Annotated in this window: 11 protein-coding genes; 2 read left to right on the forward strand and 9 right to left on the reverse strand. The window is 72.6% G+C overall.

Going from position 1 to position 16,317, the window contains the following annotated elements; genetic code table 11:
* Nucleotides 1-9 precede the first annotated feature (9 nt).
* From RNL97_RS21525 to RNL97_RS21545, 5 genes are all read right to left on the reverse strand, one after another.
* Complete coding sequence (locus RNL97_RS21525; protein ID WP_030576350.1) at nt 10-2,403, reverse strand: ABC transporter permease; 2,394 nt, start codon at nt 2,401-2,403, stop codon at nt 10-12.
* The gene (locus tag RNL97_RS21530; RefSeq protein WP_030576353.1) at nt 2,400-3,086 is read right to left on the reverse strand and encodes an ABC transporter ATP-binding protein; all 687 of its coding nucleotides are present in this window, start codon (nt 3,084-3,086) and stop codon (nt 2,400-2,402) included. Before RNL97_RS21530 ends, RNL97_RS21525 begins: the two co-directional genes overlap by 4 nt.
* Nucleotides 3,083-3,607 carry a PadR family transcriptional regulator gene (locus RNL97_RS21535; protein WP_030576355.1) on the reverse strand — a complete coding sequence of 175 codons (525 nt, stop codon included), beginning with the start codon at nt 3,605-3,607 and terminating at the stop codon, nt 3,083-3,085. Before RNL97_RS21535 ends, RNL97_RS21530 begins: the two co-directional genes overlap by 4 nt.
* Nucleotides 3,608-3,719: 112 nt before the next feature.
* Nucleotides 3,720-4,007, reverse strand: a complete 288-nt coding sequence (locus RNL97_RS21540) for a type II toxin-antitoxin system antitoxin (protein ID WP_030576358.1) — start codon at nt 4,005-4,007, stop codon at nt 3,720-3,722.
* Nucleotides 4,004-4,975 (reverse strand): SPFH domain-containing protein, encoded by a 972-nt coding sequence (locus RNL97_RS21545; RefSeq protein ID WP_030576361.1) that lies wholly within the window; start codon nt 4,973-4,975, stop codon nt 4,004-4,006. Before RNL97_RS21545 ends, RNL97_RS21540 begins: the two co-directional genes overlap by 4 nt.
* A 238-nt stretch (nt 4,976-5,213) precedes the next feature.
* On the opposite strand from RNL97_RS21545, the gene RNL97_RS21550 reads away from it, so the two are divergent.
* Nucleotides 5,214-7,442 (forward strand): transglycosylase domain-containing protein, encoded by a 2,229-nt coding sequence (locus RNL97_RS21550; protein WP_030576364.1) that lies wholly within the window; start codon nt 5,214-5,216, stop codon nt 7,440-7,442.
* Between the two features lie 63 nt (nt 7,443-7,505).
* On the opposite strand, the gene RNL97_RS21555 is transcribed toward RNL97_RS21550, so the two are convergent.
* The 3 genes from RNL97_RS21555 to RNL97_RS21565 all read right to left on the reverse strand — a co-directional run bounded on the left by RNL97_RS21555 (nt 7,506) and on the right by RNL97_RS21565 (nt 11,956).
* On the reverse strand, nt 7,506-9,413 hold the full coding sequence (locus RNL97_RS21555) for an ATP-binding SpoIIE family protein phosphatase (RefSeq protein ID WP_243314976.1): 1,908 nt from the start codon (nt 9,411-9,413) through the stop codon (nt 7,506-7,508).
* Nucleotides 9,414-9,797: 384 nt separating this feature from the next.
* Complete coding sequence (gene fomD, locus RNL97_RS21560) at nt 9,798-10,484, reverse strand: cytidylyl-2-hydroxypropylphosphonate hydrolase (RefSeq protein WP_030576370.1); 687 nt, start codon at nt 10,482-10,484, stop codon at nt 9,798-9,800.
* 56 nt (nt 10,485-10,540) lie between these two features.
* Nucleotides 10,541-11,956: a class II fumarate hydratase gene (locus tag RNL97_RS21565; protein WP_030576372.1), complete on the reverse strand. Its 1,416-nt coding sequence runs from the start codon at nt 11,954-11,956 to the stop codon at nt 10,541-10,543.
* Nucleotides 11,957-12,061: 105 nt separating this feature from the next.
* On the opposite strand from RNL97_RS21565, the gene RNL97_RS21570 reads away from it, so the two are divergent.
* Nucleotides 12,062-13,615 carry a ricin-type beta-trefoil lectin domain protein gene (locus RNL97_RS21570; protein WP_243314977.1) on the forward strand — a complete coding sequence of 518 codons (1,554 nt, stop codon included), beginning with the start codon at nt 12,062-12,064 and terminating at the stop codon, nt 13,613-13,615.
* Nucleotides 13,616-13,694: 79 nt separating this feature from the next.
* On the opposite strand, the gene RNL97_RS21575 is transcribed toward RNL97_RS21570, so the two are convergent.
* A complete protein-coding gene (locus RNL97_RS21575) occupies nt 13,695-16,313 on the reverse strand; it encodes an amino acid adenylation domain-containing protein (RefSeq protein ID WP_243314978.1) in 2,619 nt (872 codons plus the stop codon).
* Nucleotides 16,314-16,317 lie beyond the last annotated feature (4 nt).

A 16,317-nucleotide genomic window follows, 5' to 3' on the forward strand; every position in this document is an offset into this window, starting at 1 on the left:
ACCCGGGTGTCACTCGGTGCGCAGCCCCTCCGGGCGCATCAGGCGCCACAGCGGCGGCAGCGACGCCAGCGTCACCAGCGCGATCAGCGCGCCCCCGGCCCCCACCATCGGCCAGAACAGCCACCAGTCGGTCACCGACTTGCTGATCATCCAGGCGAGCGTCCCGCCGAGGCCCAGGCCGCCCACGACCGCGACCACCAGGCCGAGCGCGACCGGCACGGCGGTCTGCCACAGCACCGACCAGCCGAGCGTGGAGCGCCGGGTGCCGAAGGCGACCAGCACCGACAGCAGCCGCCTGCGCTCGCGCAACTGCTCCAGCTGGGAGACCAGCATCGAGGCGGCGATCAGCAGCAGCACCACGGTCGCTCCGACCTGGAGTCCGGTCTGCACGCTGTCGTACTGACGGTCGCGTGCCACCGAGTTCAGCTCGACGAAGCGCACCCCGGGGTCGATCCTGATCGCCGTGTTGCGTACGTGCTCGGCGACATCCGGCACGCTCTCGTCGACCCGGACCTGCGCGACGATCGTGGCGCCGGGCAGCTTGCCCGCGTCCAGCGCTCCGGTGGTCGCCATGATCCCGAAGTGGGTCTCGCCCATCGGGTCCTTGCGGCCCATGACGGTCTCGGTGTCGGCGGGCAGCGTCCACCGGAACGGCTCCGCGCCCATGCCCTCGCCGATCAGGACGGTCCTGCCCTTGCGCGCGGTCTGGTCCACCCAGCCCGCCTGGTCCTTGTCGTCCGGGGGGTGCACGACGAAGGCGTCGCCGTCCTCGCACCGGTCGATCCGGGCCAGTTCGCGCAGGGTCGCGCAGGTGCCGAGGGTCAGCGAGGTGGTGGGCTGTATCTCGTCGTCCGTGTACGTCCCGGGCTTGGTCGCGTACGCCTCCACCGAGCCGATCACCACCTCCACGCCCTCGGTGGCGCGGAACTGTTCGATGGCGGAGGTGGCGGCCTCGCCGGTGACGTCCTCGGAGTACGCGGCGAACTGGGCCCGCGAGGGGTCCTGGCCGGTCACCTGGTGGAAGTCGGCGTTCAGCGCGGCGAAGAGCATCTGCAGGGCGATGGCCCCGGCCACCGCGACCGTCACCCCGCTGACCGCGCGGGACGCGGCCCCACTGCTCAACTGGAGCCGGCGGGTGGCGAGCTGCCAGGGCACCGGGCCGCCGCGCAGCCGGTTCACACAGGCCTCGACCAGCCAGGGCAGCAGCAGCGCGAGACCGACCAGCACCAGGACCGCGCCCGAGGCTATGGCGAAGGGGTTCACCGGCTCGTACCCGTTGGTGCGGCCCGTCACGGCGAGCACCGCGAGACCGGCCGCGGGCATCAGCAGCCGCCACCAGAGCCGGCGTCCCCGCTCGCGGCCCCGGCGTACGACGCCGAGCGGCTCGACCACCACGGACCGCATCGCGACCAGGGTGACGAGGACGGCGGTCAGCGGCACCGCCACCACGATGAGGAGGGCGAGCCGGGGGTCGGGCAGCAGGTCGGCGGGGAACGCGCTGACGTCCCAGATCTCCACCGAGCCGACGAACAAGCGGCCCCCCAGGAAGAACGCCACACCGATCAGCAGCCCGAGCAGCGCGCCGAACATCGCCTCCCCGGCGGCGATCCGCCGGGTCGTCCGGATGTCCGCGCCGACCAGGCGCAGCGCGGCCAGCCGGCGGTCGCGGCGGTCGCCGCCGAAGCGCACGGCGGTGGCGATGAAGATCGCCACCGGCACCAGCAGTACGACGCAGACCATGACGACGAGCACGATCAGCAGCGGCGGCAGGGGGGCGCCCTCGCGGGAGTCCCCGTACCCGTCGACGCGGTGTCCGCCCTTCGCGGGGGTCAGGGTGTCGCTGCCCGCGTAGTAGAGGAGTTCATGGGGGGAGCGCAGCCCGGCGTCCCCGATCGTGCCGGTGATCTCGTACGGCAGCCGCTCGCGCAGCAACGCGTTGCCCGGGTCGGTGAGCAGTTCCTTCAGCGCGGGGGAGACCACCATGGTGTCCGCCGCCGGGAAGCGGTCGACCCCCGGCGGGAGGACCGGCGTCGAACCGTCCGGGCGCATCAGATACCCGGCGACCGTGCGGTCCCGGTACTCGGAGGTGGCGTCGATCCGCACCACCGAGCTGTCCGACTTCGCGGCACGCGCGTCGGGCGAATCGGAGGTCCGCGGCTCGCTGCGGGCCTGTTCGCGCGCGTTCCGCTCGTCGAGCAGATGCGGTACGGAGGAGGCGAGCAGCAGCAGCGCCACGCCGAGGCCGACGCCGACGGCGGTCAGCAGCGTACGGATCCAGCCCTCGCGGCCACCGGCGGCGGCGAACCGGACGCCGAGGCCGAGGTCGCGGAGGATCGCCGCGCCCCGGGACGGCGGTGCCGGGCGCGGGGGTGCCGCGGCCCGCTTCTCGTCGAGCAGGGTCATGCGGAGTGCTCCAGGTCCCGGGCCCGGCCGTCGCGCACGGTGACGTCACGGTCGGAGTAGGCGGCTACCCGGGGCTCGTGGGTCACCAGGACCACGGCGACGTTGGCGGAACGGGCGGCCTCGGTGAGCAGCTCCATCACCCGCTCGCCGTTGAGCGAGTCCAGCGCGCCGGTCGGCTCGTCCGCGAAGATCACCTTCGGCGCCGCGGCCAACGCGCGGGCCACGGCGACCCGCTGGCCCTGCCCGCCGGAGACCTCACCGGGACGCTGGGACCTGAGGTCGTCGACCTCCAGGCGCTCCATCCACTCCAGCGCGGTGCGCTCGGCGGCCTGGCGCTTCACGCCGTTGAGCCGCAGCGGCAGGGCGACGTTCTCCACACAGGTCAGCTCGGGAACGAGCTGGCCGAACTGGAAGACGAAGCCGAAGTCGCTGCGCCGCAGGGCGCTGCGCTCGGCGTCGGACATCGCGGACAGCTCGCGGCCCGCGTAGGTGATGGTGCCGGAGTCGGGCGTGATGATCCCGGCCAGACAGTGCAGCAGGGTCGACTTGCCGGAGCCGGAGGGGCCCATCACGGCGACGACCTCGCCGGGGTGCACGGAGAACGACGCGCCGTCCAGGGCGGGCGTCGAACCGTAGGTCTTGCGCAGATCGTGCGCGGCGAGCAGGGAGCCTTCGGGAATCACGGAGCCACCACCTTGGCGAGCTGGTCGAGACGGGCGGCGGTCAGTTCCAGCCAGCGCAGATCGGCTTCCAGGTGGAACAGGGCGTGGTCACAGATCAGCTGGTCGGCGAGGTCGCCCTGGCGCTTGCGGTCGGTGAGGACGCGCATCATCCGCAGATGTGCCGAGCGCTGGGTGTCCAGCAGGTCGGCCGCGCTGCGGTCGGTCAGCAGCGCGAGGACGACCTTGGTGTACAGCGTCGACTGGAGGTAGGGCTCGGGCTTCTCGGGCTGGGCCAGCCACTGCGAGACATCGGTGATCCCGGCGTCGGTGATGGCGTACCGCTTGCGCTCGGGACCTCCTTCGCTCTCGACGCCGTCGACCTCGACGAGTCCGTTCCTCAGGAGCCGGGACATCGTCGAGTAGACCTGGCCGTAGTGGAGCGGGCGGTCCTGGCCGAACTTCTCGTCGAAGGTCCGCTTCAGGTCGTAGCCGTGTCGGGGGCCGGACTCCAGGAGCCCGAGGAGGGTGTGACCGATAGACATGAGGAGCACTGTACACGGCGTGTATACCCCCGATGTATACGCGTCCGAAAGGCGACCCCGGCCCAGGAGAGGGACCGGGGTCGCTGTGTCGGTACGCGCCGGGGGCGCGGTGCTACGGGGTGCCCTGGCCGCGTGTCCCGGGCGGGGTCTCCGGCTCCTCCGGCGGCTGTTTCGGTGGCCGCCCCCGCCGGGGGATCGGCCGCGCCGCCCCCGGTAGCCGGCCCGCCTCCGCGAGCGCCCGCCGCAGCAGGAACTCGACTTGCGCGTTGGCGCTGCGCAGTTCGTCGGAGGCCCAGCGGGCGAGCGCGTCGTGCACCGCGGGGTCCAGCCGCAGCAGCATCTGCTTGCGCTGCTGCGGCCGGGACGCCGGCGTCCGCCGGGGAGGCGTCTGGTCGGTCACTGGTAGAGGGTGCCCGTGTTGAGGACCGGCTGGGCGCTGCGGTCGCCGCACAGCACCACCATCAGATTGCTGACCATGGCCGCCTTCCGCTCGGAGTCCAGCTCCACGATGTCCTGCTCGGCGATCCGGTGCAGGGCCATCTCGACCATGCCCACCGCACCCTCGACGATCTGCTGACGGGCCGCGACGACCGCGCCGGCCTGCTGGCGCTGGAGCATGGCGGAGGCGATCTCCGGGGCGTACGCGAGGTGGCTGAAGCGCGACTCGATGATCCGGACGCCCGCGGCCTGGACCCGGGCGGTCAGCTCGGCGGCCAGCTTCTCGGTGATCTCCTCGGCGTTGCCGCGCAGCGAGAGGCCGTCCTCGTCGTGGGCGTCGTAGGGGTACTCGATGGCGATGTGCCGGACGGCCGCCTCGGTCTGGGTGGCCACGAACTCCAGGAAGTCGTCGACCTCGAAGAGCGCCTGGGCGGTGTCCTCGACCTTCCAGACGACGATCGCGGCCAGCTCGATCGGGTTGCCGTAGGCGTCGTTGACCTTGAGGACGGCGGTCTCGTGGTTGCGGACGCGGGTGGAGATCTTTCGGCTGGAGGTCAGCGGGTTGATCCAGCGCAGCCCGTCGGCGCGGATGGTGCCGACGTACCGGCCGAAGAGCTGGATCACCCGGGCCTCGCCCGGAGCGACCATCTTCACACCGCTCATGCAGAAGAACGAGGCGATCACCAGGAGCACGCCGAGGATGAGGAGCGGGACGCCGACCGCGTTGCTGCCGTTCGCTCCGATCACCCCGCCGCCGATGGCGAGGCCGACGCCGGCGAACACCCCGAGCACGGTCAGGAGAAGTCCGAGGCCGCCCGGGATGGAGTGGGCGACGACCTCCCTGACCTGCGGTGCGGGCATGTCGGGAGTGTCGATGGAGAGGTCCGCCGCCGGCGTGTCCGGGTGGCGGTCGTCGTGCTGTGCGGTCATGGGATCCCCCGTTCGGAGCGGCCTTCGCCGCGCTAGCAATGTGATTACACATTATCGGTTCTCGCAACCTTGTCCACCCCTGGGGAGTCGGTTCCTAGGGAACGGGTGCTGATTCTCACGTCCGTAAAAGGCCGGATCGCTTGTCTTTTGTCCCTGCCGTCGGTGTTAGCTGGAAGGTCTGAGCGAGCAGAGGAAACCGAGCGAACCGGTCGAGCAGAGAAGCGGGAGCAACACACCAATGGGTCGAGCGGATGCGCGACGAGCCCAGGCGCAGGAGTCGCGCCGGGCCGTGAAGAGCGGCGGCATACGCAGACTCTTCACGTGGAAGAAGCTGCTGGGCACGGTCTTCGGGATCGTCCTGCTGGGCATGGGCGCCTTCGGCGCGCTCTACCTGTACGTCGACGTCCCCGCCGCCAACGCCATGGCCGAGCGGCAGAGCAACGTCTACCAGTACAGCGACGGCACGGTCCTCGCCCGGACCGGCAAGGGCGTCAACCGCCAGATCGTCGATCTGGACGAGGTGCCGAAGAAGGTCCAGCACGCCTTCGTCGCCGCCGAGAACAAGACCTTCTACAAGGACCAGGGCGTCGACCTGAAGGGCACCACCCGAGGTCTCTTCAACACGGTCAGCGGCAAGGGCAAGCAGGGCGGCTCGACCATCACCCAGCAGTACGTGAAGAACTACTACCTGACGCAGGACCCCACCGTGAGCCGCAAGCTCAAGGAACTGGTGATCTCCCTCAAGATCGACCAGCAGATGTCCAAGGACCAGATCCTCGCCGGGTACATCAACACCGCCTACTACGGACGCGGCGCCAGCGGTGTCCAGGCCGCCGCCCAGGCCTACTACGGGGTCGACGCCGAGGACCTGAACGTCTCCCAGGGCGCCTACCTCGCCTCCCTCCTCCAGGCCCCCAGCCAGTACGACTGGGCGACCGCCACTCCCACCGGCAAGAAGCTGGTCAAGGAGCGCTGGGCCTACACCCTGCGCAACATGGTCGAGATGGGCTGGCTCACCGAGTCCGAGAAGGCGGAGCTGAAGTTCGCCGTCCCGCAGAAGCCGAAGCCGGCCGCGGGCATGGAGGGCCAGACCGGCTATCTCGTCGAGGCGGCCAACAAGGAGCTGGAGAAGCAGGGCGTCTCGGCCGAGGACCGCGAGGCGGGCGGCTGGACCTTCACCCTCACCGTCGACAAGAAGCGCCAGCAGGCGCTGGAGAAGGCGGTCGACGACCAACTGGAGTCCAAGCTGGACCGCGAGGGCAGCAAGGTCGACGCGACTGTCCAGGCCGGCGCCACCTCCGTCGACCCCAAGACCGGCAAGGTCGTCGCGCTGTACGGCGGCGAGGACTACATCAAGCACTACATCAGCAACGCCACCCGCCAGGACTACCAGCCCGCCTCCACCTTCAAGCCCCTGGTGCTCGCCTCCGCCCTGGAGAACGAGTCGACGACCCAGGACGGCAGTCTGATCGGGCTCAACACCATCTACGACGGCACCAGCAAGCGGCCCGTCGTCGGCAGCGACACCCCGTTCAACCCGCAGAACGAGGACGACCGCAGCTACGGGCCGATCTCCGTCCAGAAGGCGATGAACAGCTCGGTCAACTCCGTCTTCGCGCAGATGATCGTCGACGTGACGCCCGCCGCCGCCAAGGAGACGGCGCTCGACCTCGGCGTACCGGACAAGAACTTCCCCGAACGCCCCGCGGTCTCGCTCGGCACCATGAACGCCTCGACCTGGGACATGGCCGGGGCGTACGCCACGCTCGACAACCACGGCCGGAAGGTCACCCCGCACATCCTCCAGTCCGCCGAACACCGCGACCGCACGGTCACCCCCGAGAAGCCCAAGCGGGAGCAGGCCATCAGCCGCGCCTCCGCCGACACGGTGACCAAGGCGCTCACCGGGGTCGTCGACGCCGGATCCGGCAGCGCGGCCAACACCCCCGCCTACGACGCGGCGGGCAAGACCGGCACCTCCGAGGACAACAAGTCCGCCTGGTTCGCCGGGTACACCCCGGAACTGACCACGGTCGTCGCCCTCTTCGGCGAGGGCGACGGCGGCCGCAAGCAGGTCTCCCTGACGGGTACGGCCAACTCCGGCCGCGCCAACGGCGGCGGCTTCCCGGCGCGGATCTGGGCCGACTACACCCTCGGCGCCCTCGACGGCGGGTCCGGCAAGACGTTCGACCTCCAGGACGTGGAGCGCGGTGAGGTCCCCGCCCCGCCGACCCCGTCGGACACGCCCTCCGAAGAGCCCACCGAGCCGGAGGAGCCGACCCCGTCGGACAAGCCCTCCGAGACGCCGAGCGAGACGCCCAGCGAGACCCCGACGACGCCCGCGCCGCCGACCACCAGCCCGCCGGCCACCGCGCCCCCCACCAGCCCGGAGATTCCGCCGCTGCCCGGGGACGACGACGGCCAGCCGGGCGAGCGGCCCGGCGGCAACGGAGCGGCCCCGCAGTGACAGGCATGAGGGAGGGGGCGGGCCGACGGCCCGCCCCCTCCCTCATGCCCTTCAAGCCGCTCGCTACTGCGCCCGGGCCGCCATCTCGAACCAGACGACCTTGCCGGTCGAGAGCCGGGTCGCTCCCCACCGCCGGGCCAGCCGGTTGACCAGGAACAGCCCGCGGCCGCCTTCGTCCGTCTCGCGCGCCCGGCGCTGCCGGGGCAGTTGCGGGGAATCGTCCCCGACCTCGCAGCGCAGCACATCGGTCCGCAGCAGCCGCAGCGTCACCGGCCGCTCCGCATAGCGCACCGCGTTGGTGACGACCTCGCTGACCAGCAGCTCCACCTCGTCGGCCAGGTCGTCCAGACCCCAGCGGCTCAGCGCCCGCCGGGCCAGCCTCCGGGCCCGGCCCGGAGCCGCGTCCTCCGGTTCCAGATACCAGTACGCCACATCGCTCGGCGCGATCCCGTCGAAGCGGGCCGCGAGGAGCGCGATGTCGTCGTCCCGGTCGCCCGGGCCGAGCATGTCCAGCACGTCGTCGCAGAGCGCCTCCAGCGGCGGCGAGTGGTCGGGGCCGGTGAGCTGCGCGGTCGCCGCGAGGCGCTCCCGCAGCTGCTCGATGCCCGTCCACACGTCCCGCAGCCGCGACTCCACCAGACCGTCGGTGTACAGCAGGAGCGTCGCCCCGGCGGGCGCGTCCAGCTCGACGGCCTCGAAGTCGACACCGCCCACCCCGATCGGGGCGCCCGGCGGCACCCGCAGCACCTCGGCCCGCCCGCCCAGATGCAGCAGCACGGGCGGCGGGTGCCCGGCGTTGGCGATGGTGATCCGGTGCGCGACCGGGTCGTACACCGCGTACAGGCAGGTCGCCATCCGGTCGCTGCCGAGCCGCTGCGCCTGCTCGTCCAGGTGGTGCAGCACCTCCTGCGGCGGCAGATCGAGCTGCGCCAGGGTCTGCGCCGTCGTCCGCAGCTGTCCCATGATCGCCGCCGAGGTCATGGAATGGCCCATCACATCGCCGACGACCAGCGCGACCCGGCTGCCGGGCAGCGGGATCGCGTCGTACCAGTCGCCGCCGACCCGGGCGGTCTCGGCCGCCGGGAGGTAGCGCGAGGCGAGCCGGACGCCGGTGGGCTGGGGGAGCGAATCGGGCAGCATCGTGCGCTGCAGCTCGTCGGCGATGTAGGCCTCGCGCCCGTACAGCACGGCCTTGTCGATACCGAGCGCGGTGTGCGTCGCCAACTGCGCCGCGACCAGCAGATCACTGGCCTCGAACGGGGTGCGCTCGGTGCCCCGCACGAAGACCGCCGCCCCGATGACCCGCCGCCGGCCGCGCAGCGGGGCGAGGATCGCCCGGTGCCCGGTGGGGACGGACCGGCCGGGGCCGAGCAGCTCCGGCAGCGCGGCCCGCGCCGCCGCGGAGTCGCCGAACACCGGCCGCACCCCGCGCAGCACCTCGGCCAGAGCACCGCCCGCCCGCACCTCGCACAGCTCGGCGGCGGGCATCAGGTCGGCCTGCGGGTCCAGGATCAGCGGCCGCAGCCGCTCCGTCTCGGAACCGGCCGCCTCGGCGCCCTCCTCGTCGCTGACACGCAGCCGGTCGCTGCGCCGCAGCCGCAGGACGAACGGGCTCACCGGGCGCTCGTCGCCCACCGGCAGCGGATCGCGGAGATAGACCAGGATCGCGTCGGAGAACGTCGGCACACTGGCCCGGCACAGCCCGAGGACGATCTCGTCCAGGTCTATGCCCCGGGCGATCCGCCGGGTCGCCGCGCCGACGAACCGCAGCCGGTCGCCCTCGCGGCGGGTGGCCGCCTGCGCGTCGGCGACGGCGGCCGCTCCGGGACCCGGGTTCGGCGCGGCGGCCGGAGCCGGCACCGCGGCAGCGGCAGCCGCGGCCGCGGCGTCCTGCTGCCGGGGCCGGGTGCGCTCCTGCGGCCGGGCAGCCAGCGGCTGTCGGCCTTCGTGGGAGGTGGGGTGCTCCGTCACGCGTGGGATTCCGTCCGTCCGGGCCGGTTGTATGAGGCAGTCGCCTCGTGGGGCGTCACTGTGCCCCGGCAAGCGCGGGAAGAACAACGGCTGTCACCGGATGCCCCCGATGAAGGGGCCGAAACCGAGCGCCTCGGAGATGGCCGACAGGCGACCCCTCCGGCTGCGGACGCGACGAGCGGGCAGCGGACGGCGTGCATGTCTCCACCCCCTCGTGGCGGCTCCCGCGACCGAGCGGAACGTCCGGGTCCGTGGCCCGTCGCTCCGCACGACCGGCGTGATGACTTGTGGTCAGTTCCGGTGTGGTGCCCGCTGGTTGCGGCGATCGGCCCTCCGTACGACCGGACCTGCCGACCAGGCCGCCCGAAGGGTTCTTCCAGGGTCTCACGACGGCATACGGGCCGGGGTGCGGTCCCAGTCATCCGGCAGCGGCGGAACCTGCCACCCCGGATCGGGCCGCCAGTGCTCCCAGCCGTCCCGGAACGGCGGCCCCCAGGCGGTGATCACCTCGACCGCCGCCAGGCCCGCCTCCCGGACCCGCCGGGCCGTCCCCCGGTCCATCAGGCCGACCTGCTGAGCCTGCGCGAACTCGTCCTCGTCGAGCCACTTCCAGCTCCGGTCGGGGTTCACGGAGATGTCGAGAAAGTGATCCTCGGAATCCACCCCTCCGGACCACCGGGTGCGGGGCTCCTCCAGATTCACGTACCAGTTGCGGAACATCCAGCCGCGGTCCCAGAACAGCCACACCGACCACGGGTCGTCCGGCCGGGCCAGCTTCAGCACCCCGGAGCCGAACCACGTCGAGCGGGCCGTGGTGCGCGGCGCGGTGTAGCGGGTGGCCAGCGGTTCGGCGTGCACCTGGGTGCCGTTCGCCAGGACCGGCCGCACGCACTCGGTGCCCGGCGCCATCCAGACGGCGAGCAGCTCGTCGGTGTCCTGCACGACGGTCACCGGACGGCAGATGTGCACGGGCGGGGCAGCGGCCGTCCGGTGGGCCCGGCCGTTGTCGCGGTAGCGCCAGAGGATCTGGTCCCCCGGCGCCCAGCGTGCGCACTCTCCCGTACCTGTCATGGAGAGATCTTACGGAGCGCTCCCACCGGCCCGCTGCGACTCAGGTCACCCGGGGCTCACGGACGGGTCATCCGCAGTACGTCCAGCGCCTCGTCGAGCTGTTCCAGCGTCAGGTCGCCGCGGTCCACATACCCCGAGGCCAGGACCGTCTCGCGGATCGTCGTCCCGTCCTTGAGCGACCTCTTGGCGACCTTCGCCGCCTCCTCGTAGCCGATGTACTTGTTGAGCGGGGTCACCACCGACGGGGACGACTCCGCGTAGGCGCGGGCCCGCTCGACGTCGGCGGTGATGCCGTCGACCGTACGGTCCGCGAGCAGCCGGGAGGCGTTGGCCAGCAGCCGCACCGACTCCAGGAGGTTCTTCGCGATGACCGGGAGCATCACGTTCAGCTCGAAGTTGCCCGCGGCACCCGCCGTGGCCACCGTCGCGTCGTTGCCGGTGACCTGGGCGGCGACCATCAGGACCGCCTCGGGGATCACGGGGTTGACCTTGCCCGGCATGATCGACGAGCCCGGCTGGAGGTCGGGCAGCGCGATCTCCGCGAGACCCGTGCGCGGACCCGACGCCATCCACCGCAGATCGTTGGAGATCTTCGTCAGCGACACCGCGATGGTCCGCAGCTGGCCCGAGGTCTCCACCAGCCCGTCCCGCGCGCCCTGCGCCTCGAAGTGGTCGCGGGCCTCGGTCAGCGGCAGCCCCGTGGCCTCGGCGACCTCCGCGATCACGGCGGCGGAGAAGCCCGGCGGGGTGTTGATGCCGGTGCCCACCGCCGTACCGCCCAGCGGCAGTTCGGCGAGCCGGGGCAGGGAGGCGCGCAGCCGCTCCACGCCGTAGCGGATCTGCGCGGCGTAGCCGCCGAACTCCTGGCCGAGGGTGACCGGGGTGGCGTCCATCAGATGCGTACGGCCGGACTTCACGACATCCGCGAATTCGGCTGATTTCCGCCCCAGGGAATCGGCCAGGTGATCGAGCGCGGGGATCAGATCGGCCGTCACGGCGGCGGTGGCCGCGATGTGGATGGAGGACGGGAAGACGTCGTTGGACGACTGCGAGGCGTTCACATGGTCGTTGGGGTGGACCTCGCGGCCGAGGCGCTCGGTGGCCAGGGTGGCGATCACCTCGTTGGTGTTCATGTTCGACGAGGTGCCCGAACCCGTCTGGAACACGTCGACCGGGAAGTGCTCGTCCCAGCGGCCCGCCGCGACCTCGGCGGCGGCCTCCTGGATCGCCGCGGCGATGTCCGGATCCACCACCTCCAGCTCGGCGTTGACCTTGGCGGCCGCGCCCTTGATCCGGGCCAGCGCCTCGATGTGGGCCCGCTCCAGACGCTGCCCGGAGACGGGGAAGTTCTCCACCGCCCGCTGGGTCTGCGCGCGCCACTTGGCGTGCGCGGGGACCCGCACCTCGCCCATCGAGTCGTGCTCGATCCGGAACCCGGTACCGCCTGCCGTGTCGCCCGATGCGTCAGTCATGTGTTTAAACCTCCTGAAAAAGATGAGCACTTGTCTTGTTCTATGTATTCCCAAGTCGCCTACCGGCCAGTAAATACCGGGGGTAACCACTTACCGGGAGGCGCAATGACGCGCACCAGCACCAGACTTCGAGGGCTCCGAAGCCTTCGCCGGCTCCGCTGTACCGTCGCCGCCACCGTCGCCCTCGCGGCTGCCGTCGGCGGTATGGCCGCCGCCGGACCCGCGGGCGCGACGGAGTCGGCTACCAGCTCTATCGCATCCACCCCTCTTCCGCCCGCGCTGGAAGCCGTCCGGGCCGCCGAAGCCACCCAGCTGTACGGCAGCCCCGCCGAGCGGCCGCTCGCCGAACGCAAGACCGGGCTGATCTCGCTCGGCGACAGCGAGATCTCCGGCGAGGGCGTCGGCACCTACGACCCCGGAACCAACGGGCCGGACAACTGGTGCCACCGCTCCCCGGAAGCCGCCATCCACCGCACGGGCATCGCGGCGGACCTCACGTACAACGTCTCGTGCTCCGGCGCCTATACCGGGAACATCAAAATCGCCGGAAACAAGCAGTACGCCGACGAACTCGTGCAGAGCGACAGCCTCGCGATCAAGGCCCGCAACACGCGGATCAAGATGATCGTGCTGGTCGCCGGGGCCAACGACGACCTCCAGTTCGGACCGGTCATGACGGACTGCGTGGTCCGCTACATCAGCCTCCAGGGCCCCTGCGAGCCGAAGTACGCGGGCGGCTGGCAGGCCCGCGTCGACGCGCTGGTCCCCAAGGTCGAGGCGACGGTCCGCGATCTGCGGACGGTGATGACCGGCGCCGGGTACGCGGACAACGACTACAAGCTCGTCCTGATGGGCTACCCGAGCCCGATCGGGCCGGACTTCCGCGACAACCCGAGCTTCCCCGGCAAGCTCGTCTGCGGGGGCCTCGGCTACGACTCCGACACCGTCTGGGGCCGCAACACCGCCGTGCCCGCCTTCCAGGCCGGCATGCGCAGGGCCGCCGCCAGCACCGGGGCCTCCTACCTCGACAACTCCCGGCTCTTCCACGGCCACGAGGTGTGCAGCGAGGCCCCCTGGGCGCGCGGCCTCTACATCGACCTGAGCAAGCCCGGCCTGCCCGACGAGAACTCGGTCCGGCAGTCCTTCCACCCCAACGCGGCCGGCCACCGGGCCTTCGCCTCCTGCCTGACCCAGCTGTACGACTCCGGGTTGCGCGAGGCGAGCTGCGCCGACCCGGCGAGCACCGGAAACCCGGTCCTGACGGGCAAGGCCTGGGACGACCTGTTCACCCCGCTGAAGAACGAGGCCACCGGCACCTGTGCCGACGTCCCCGGCTCGGTCACCCGCAACGGCACGGCCATCGGCGGCTGGGACTGCCACGGCGGGCGCAACCAGAACTGGTGGTACGACGCCGGTACGCAGACCCTGCGCACCGCGCTCAGCCACGACCGGTGCCTGGACGTGTCCGACGCCGCGTACAAGCCGGGCGCCACGCTCATCGTGTGGAACTGCGCGGGCGCGGCCAACCAGAAGTTCGTCCGGCAGTCGGGCACGATCCGCCCGGCCGCCGCGACGGGCCTGTGTCTGACGCTGGCAGGGGCCAAGGACCCGCTCAAGCTCCAGGCGTGCGACGGCAGCGCGAAGCAGCGCTTCGTGTAGCCACGGCCGGTGAGCGAGGGGGCGACCGTGTGAGGCGGCCGCCCCCTTCTCATGCCTCCGGGACCCGAGTCCTCAGGGCTCATGTCTTGAGGGCCAGGGCCTCGGACAGCGCCCCCAGCGTCGGCGTCAGATACAGCTGGCGCAGCGGTATACCGGGCAGCCCGCGCTCCCGGGCGAGCGCGCCGATGCGGATCGCGTACAGCGAATTGCCGCCCAGATCCCAGAAGTCGTCGTCCGGACCGATCGCCTCGACGCCGAGCACGTCACACCAGATGGCGGCGAGGGCGGCGGCCGGACCGGCCTCGTGGGCCGCTGCGGCCGGTGCTGGTGCCGGGACAGGAGCTGAGGCAGGGGCGGGAGCCGTCACCGGATCTCCCCGCCTCCCGGGCGCGGGCAGCCGGGCCGGGTCCAGCTTGCCGTTCGCGGTGAGGGGGAGGGCCGGCAGCACGGTCACCGTCGCGGGCACCATGTGCGGCGGCAGCAGCCGGGCTGCCCGCTCCCGTACGGGACCGGGGTCCTCACCCGCCCCCGGGGCCGGAACCACGTACGCGTCGATCCGCACGGCCGCCGCGTCCCCGGTGTCGCCGCCGGTCACGGAGACCGCCGCCGCCGACACCGCCGGGTCCTCCAGCAGCACGTGCCGGATCTCGCCCGGCTCGATCCGGAAGCCCCGCACCTTCACCTGGTCGTCGATCCTGCCCAGGTGTTCCAACGTTCCGTCGGGGAGCAGCCGCCCCAGGTCCCCGCTGCGGTAGAGCCGCCGCCCGGCCGGGTCCAGGGGGTCCGGGACGAAGCGTTCGGCGGTCAGGGCGGGCCGGTTCAGGTAGCCGAGCGCCACGCCCGCCCCGCCCACCACGATCTCCCCGGGCGCACCCGGCGGCACCGGCCGCCCGTGCGCGTCCAGGACCCGGACCGACCAGCCGGGCAGCGGCCGCCCCACGGTCCGGGAACCGGAGAGCGCCTCCCGGCGGGTCACCGTGGCGGCCGTGACATGGACGGTGGTCTCGGTGATCCCGTACATGTTGACCAGCCGGCAGCGGTCCTCCGGGTGCCGGTCGAACCAGTCCAGCAGCGGCCGGGCGTCCAGCGGTTCGCCGCCCAGCACCACGAGGCGCGGGGCGGATTGCCCGTCGGCGGCCCGGTCGGCCGCCGCGAGCTGGGCGAACGCCGAGGGGGTCTGGCTCAGCACGCTCACCCGCTCCCGGACCAGCAGCGCGTGGAAGTCCTCCGGGGAGCGGGTGGTCCAGTGGTCCACGACCACCAGCCGCCCGCCCGTCAGCAGCGCGCCCCAGATCTCCCACACCGAGAAGTCGAACGCCGCCGAGTGGAAGCACGTCCAGGTGTCGTCGGGGGAGAGCCCGAAGTCCTCGCGGACCGCGTCCACCAGGGCCGTGACGTTGGCGTGCGGGACGAGGACCCCCTTGGGGCGGCCGGTCGAGCCCGAGGTGTGGATGACGTACGCGGGCGAGCCCGGCCTTCCGCGGGGTGCGGCGGGGCGGGGCGGGTGGCCGGTGAGGGGCGCCGGGTCCTCGACCGTCAGCCGCACCCCGGCGTCCCGTGCGGTGCGCTCCCGCCGGACCGCCGGATGCTCCGGATCCAGCGGTACGTGGACGGCGTCCGCCTTCAGCACGGCGAGCATCGCCGCCACCAGGTCCGTCGAGCGGGGCAGGCAGAGCCCGACCAGATCACCGGGGCGGACCCCGTGGGCGTACAGACCGTCGGCCAACGCCTCGGCACGGGCGTCCAGTTCGCCGTAGGAGAGCGTGGTGGACCCGGCGGTGAGCGCGGGGGCGTCGGGGCGGGCGGCAGCCCGCGCGGCGAAGGCTTCGTCGATGCGGAGGGGGGAGGGGGCCGGGGGCGCGGGGCGGGCTCCGAGGGTCAGTTGTTCGGCCGACTCCGCCTCGCTCAGCGGATCCAGCCGAGAGAGCGGGGTGGTGGCCGGGCGGACCAGCAACTGGTGCCGGATGCGCTCCACTTGCCGGACCGGTACGGGAAGGGCGTCCCGGCCGGCCGGCAGGGCGGCGGGCCCGTCGCCCGCCATCACCTCCAGCGAGGGCGGCTCCTCCCCGTCGGCCGGGGCGGCCGGCTCGGTGGCCAGCAGCTCCGCGACCGTACGGCCGGGGGACAGGTCCGCCGGGAATACCGCGTACCCGTCGAGCGGCCCCAGTGCGTACGGCGGCCGGTCCCGGGCGGGCGCGGGGACGGTGACGCGCACCGCGGTCGCCCCCTCGTACCGCCCGACGGTGAGCGCGAGCGCGGAGGCGAGGCGGCGGGTCTCCTCGTCGAGGCGCAGGTCGAGCGGGAGCGGCCCGGCGAGCGGCGTCACCGCATCCGGGGCCTGATCGCCCCGCAGCACCCGGGCGACGACCCGCAGCGAACGCGCGTCCAGAGCGGATGCGTCGGCCGTCAGGACGAGATCGGGGCCCGCGGCCGCCCCTTCCCGCCGCTCGTCCGCGTACCGCAGCAGCACCGCGCGCAGCCGGTGGCCGGATGCGACGGGGCGGCTCGCCTCGGCCGCACGCCGTCGGGCCGCCGCGCCGGATGCGGCCGGGGCGGGCACGGACTCCGTCCAGAGCCGGGGGTGGCGGCGGTCCCCGGGCCACCACAGCTCGGCCGCCGCCGTGAGGGTGGCGGCAAGCGCGGCGTCGGTGGTGGCCGAGGGCAGGCGGACCGTCAGGCTGTGCTGGGCAGGCGGCACGTGC

The sequence above is a fragment of the Streptomyces parvus genome, assembly GCF_032121415.1.
Taxonomy (GTDB): domain Bacteria; phylum Actinomycetota; class Actinomycetes; order Streptomycetales; family Streptomycetaceae; genus Streptomyces; species Streptomyces globisporus_A.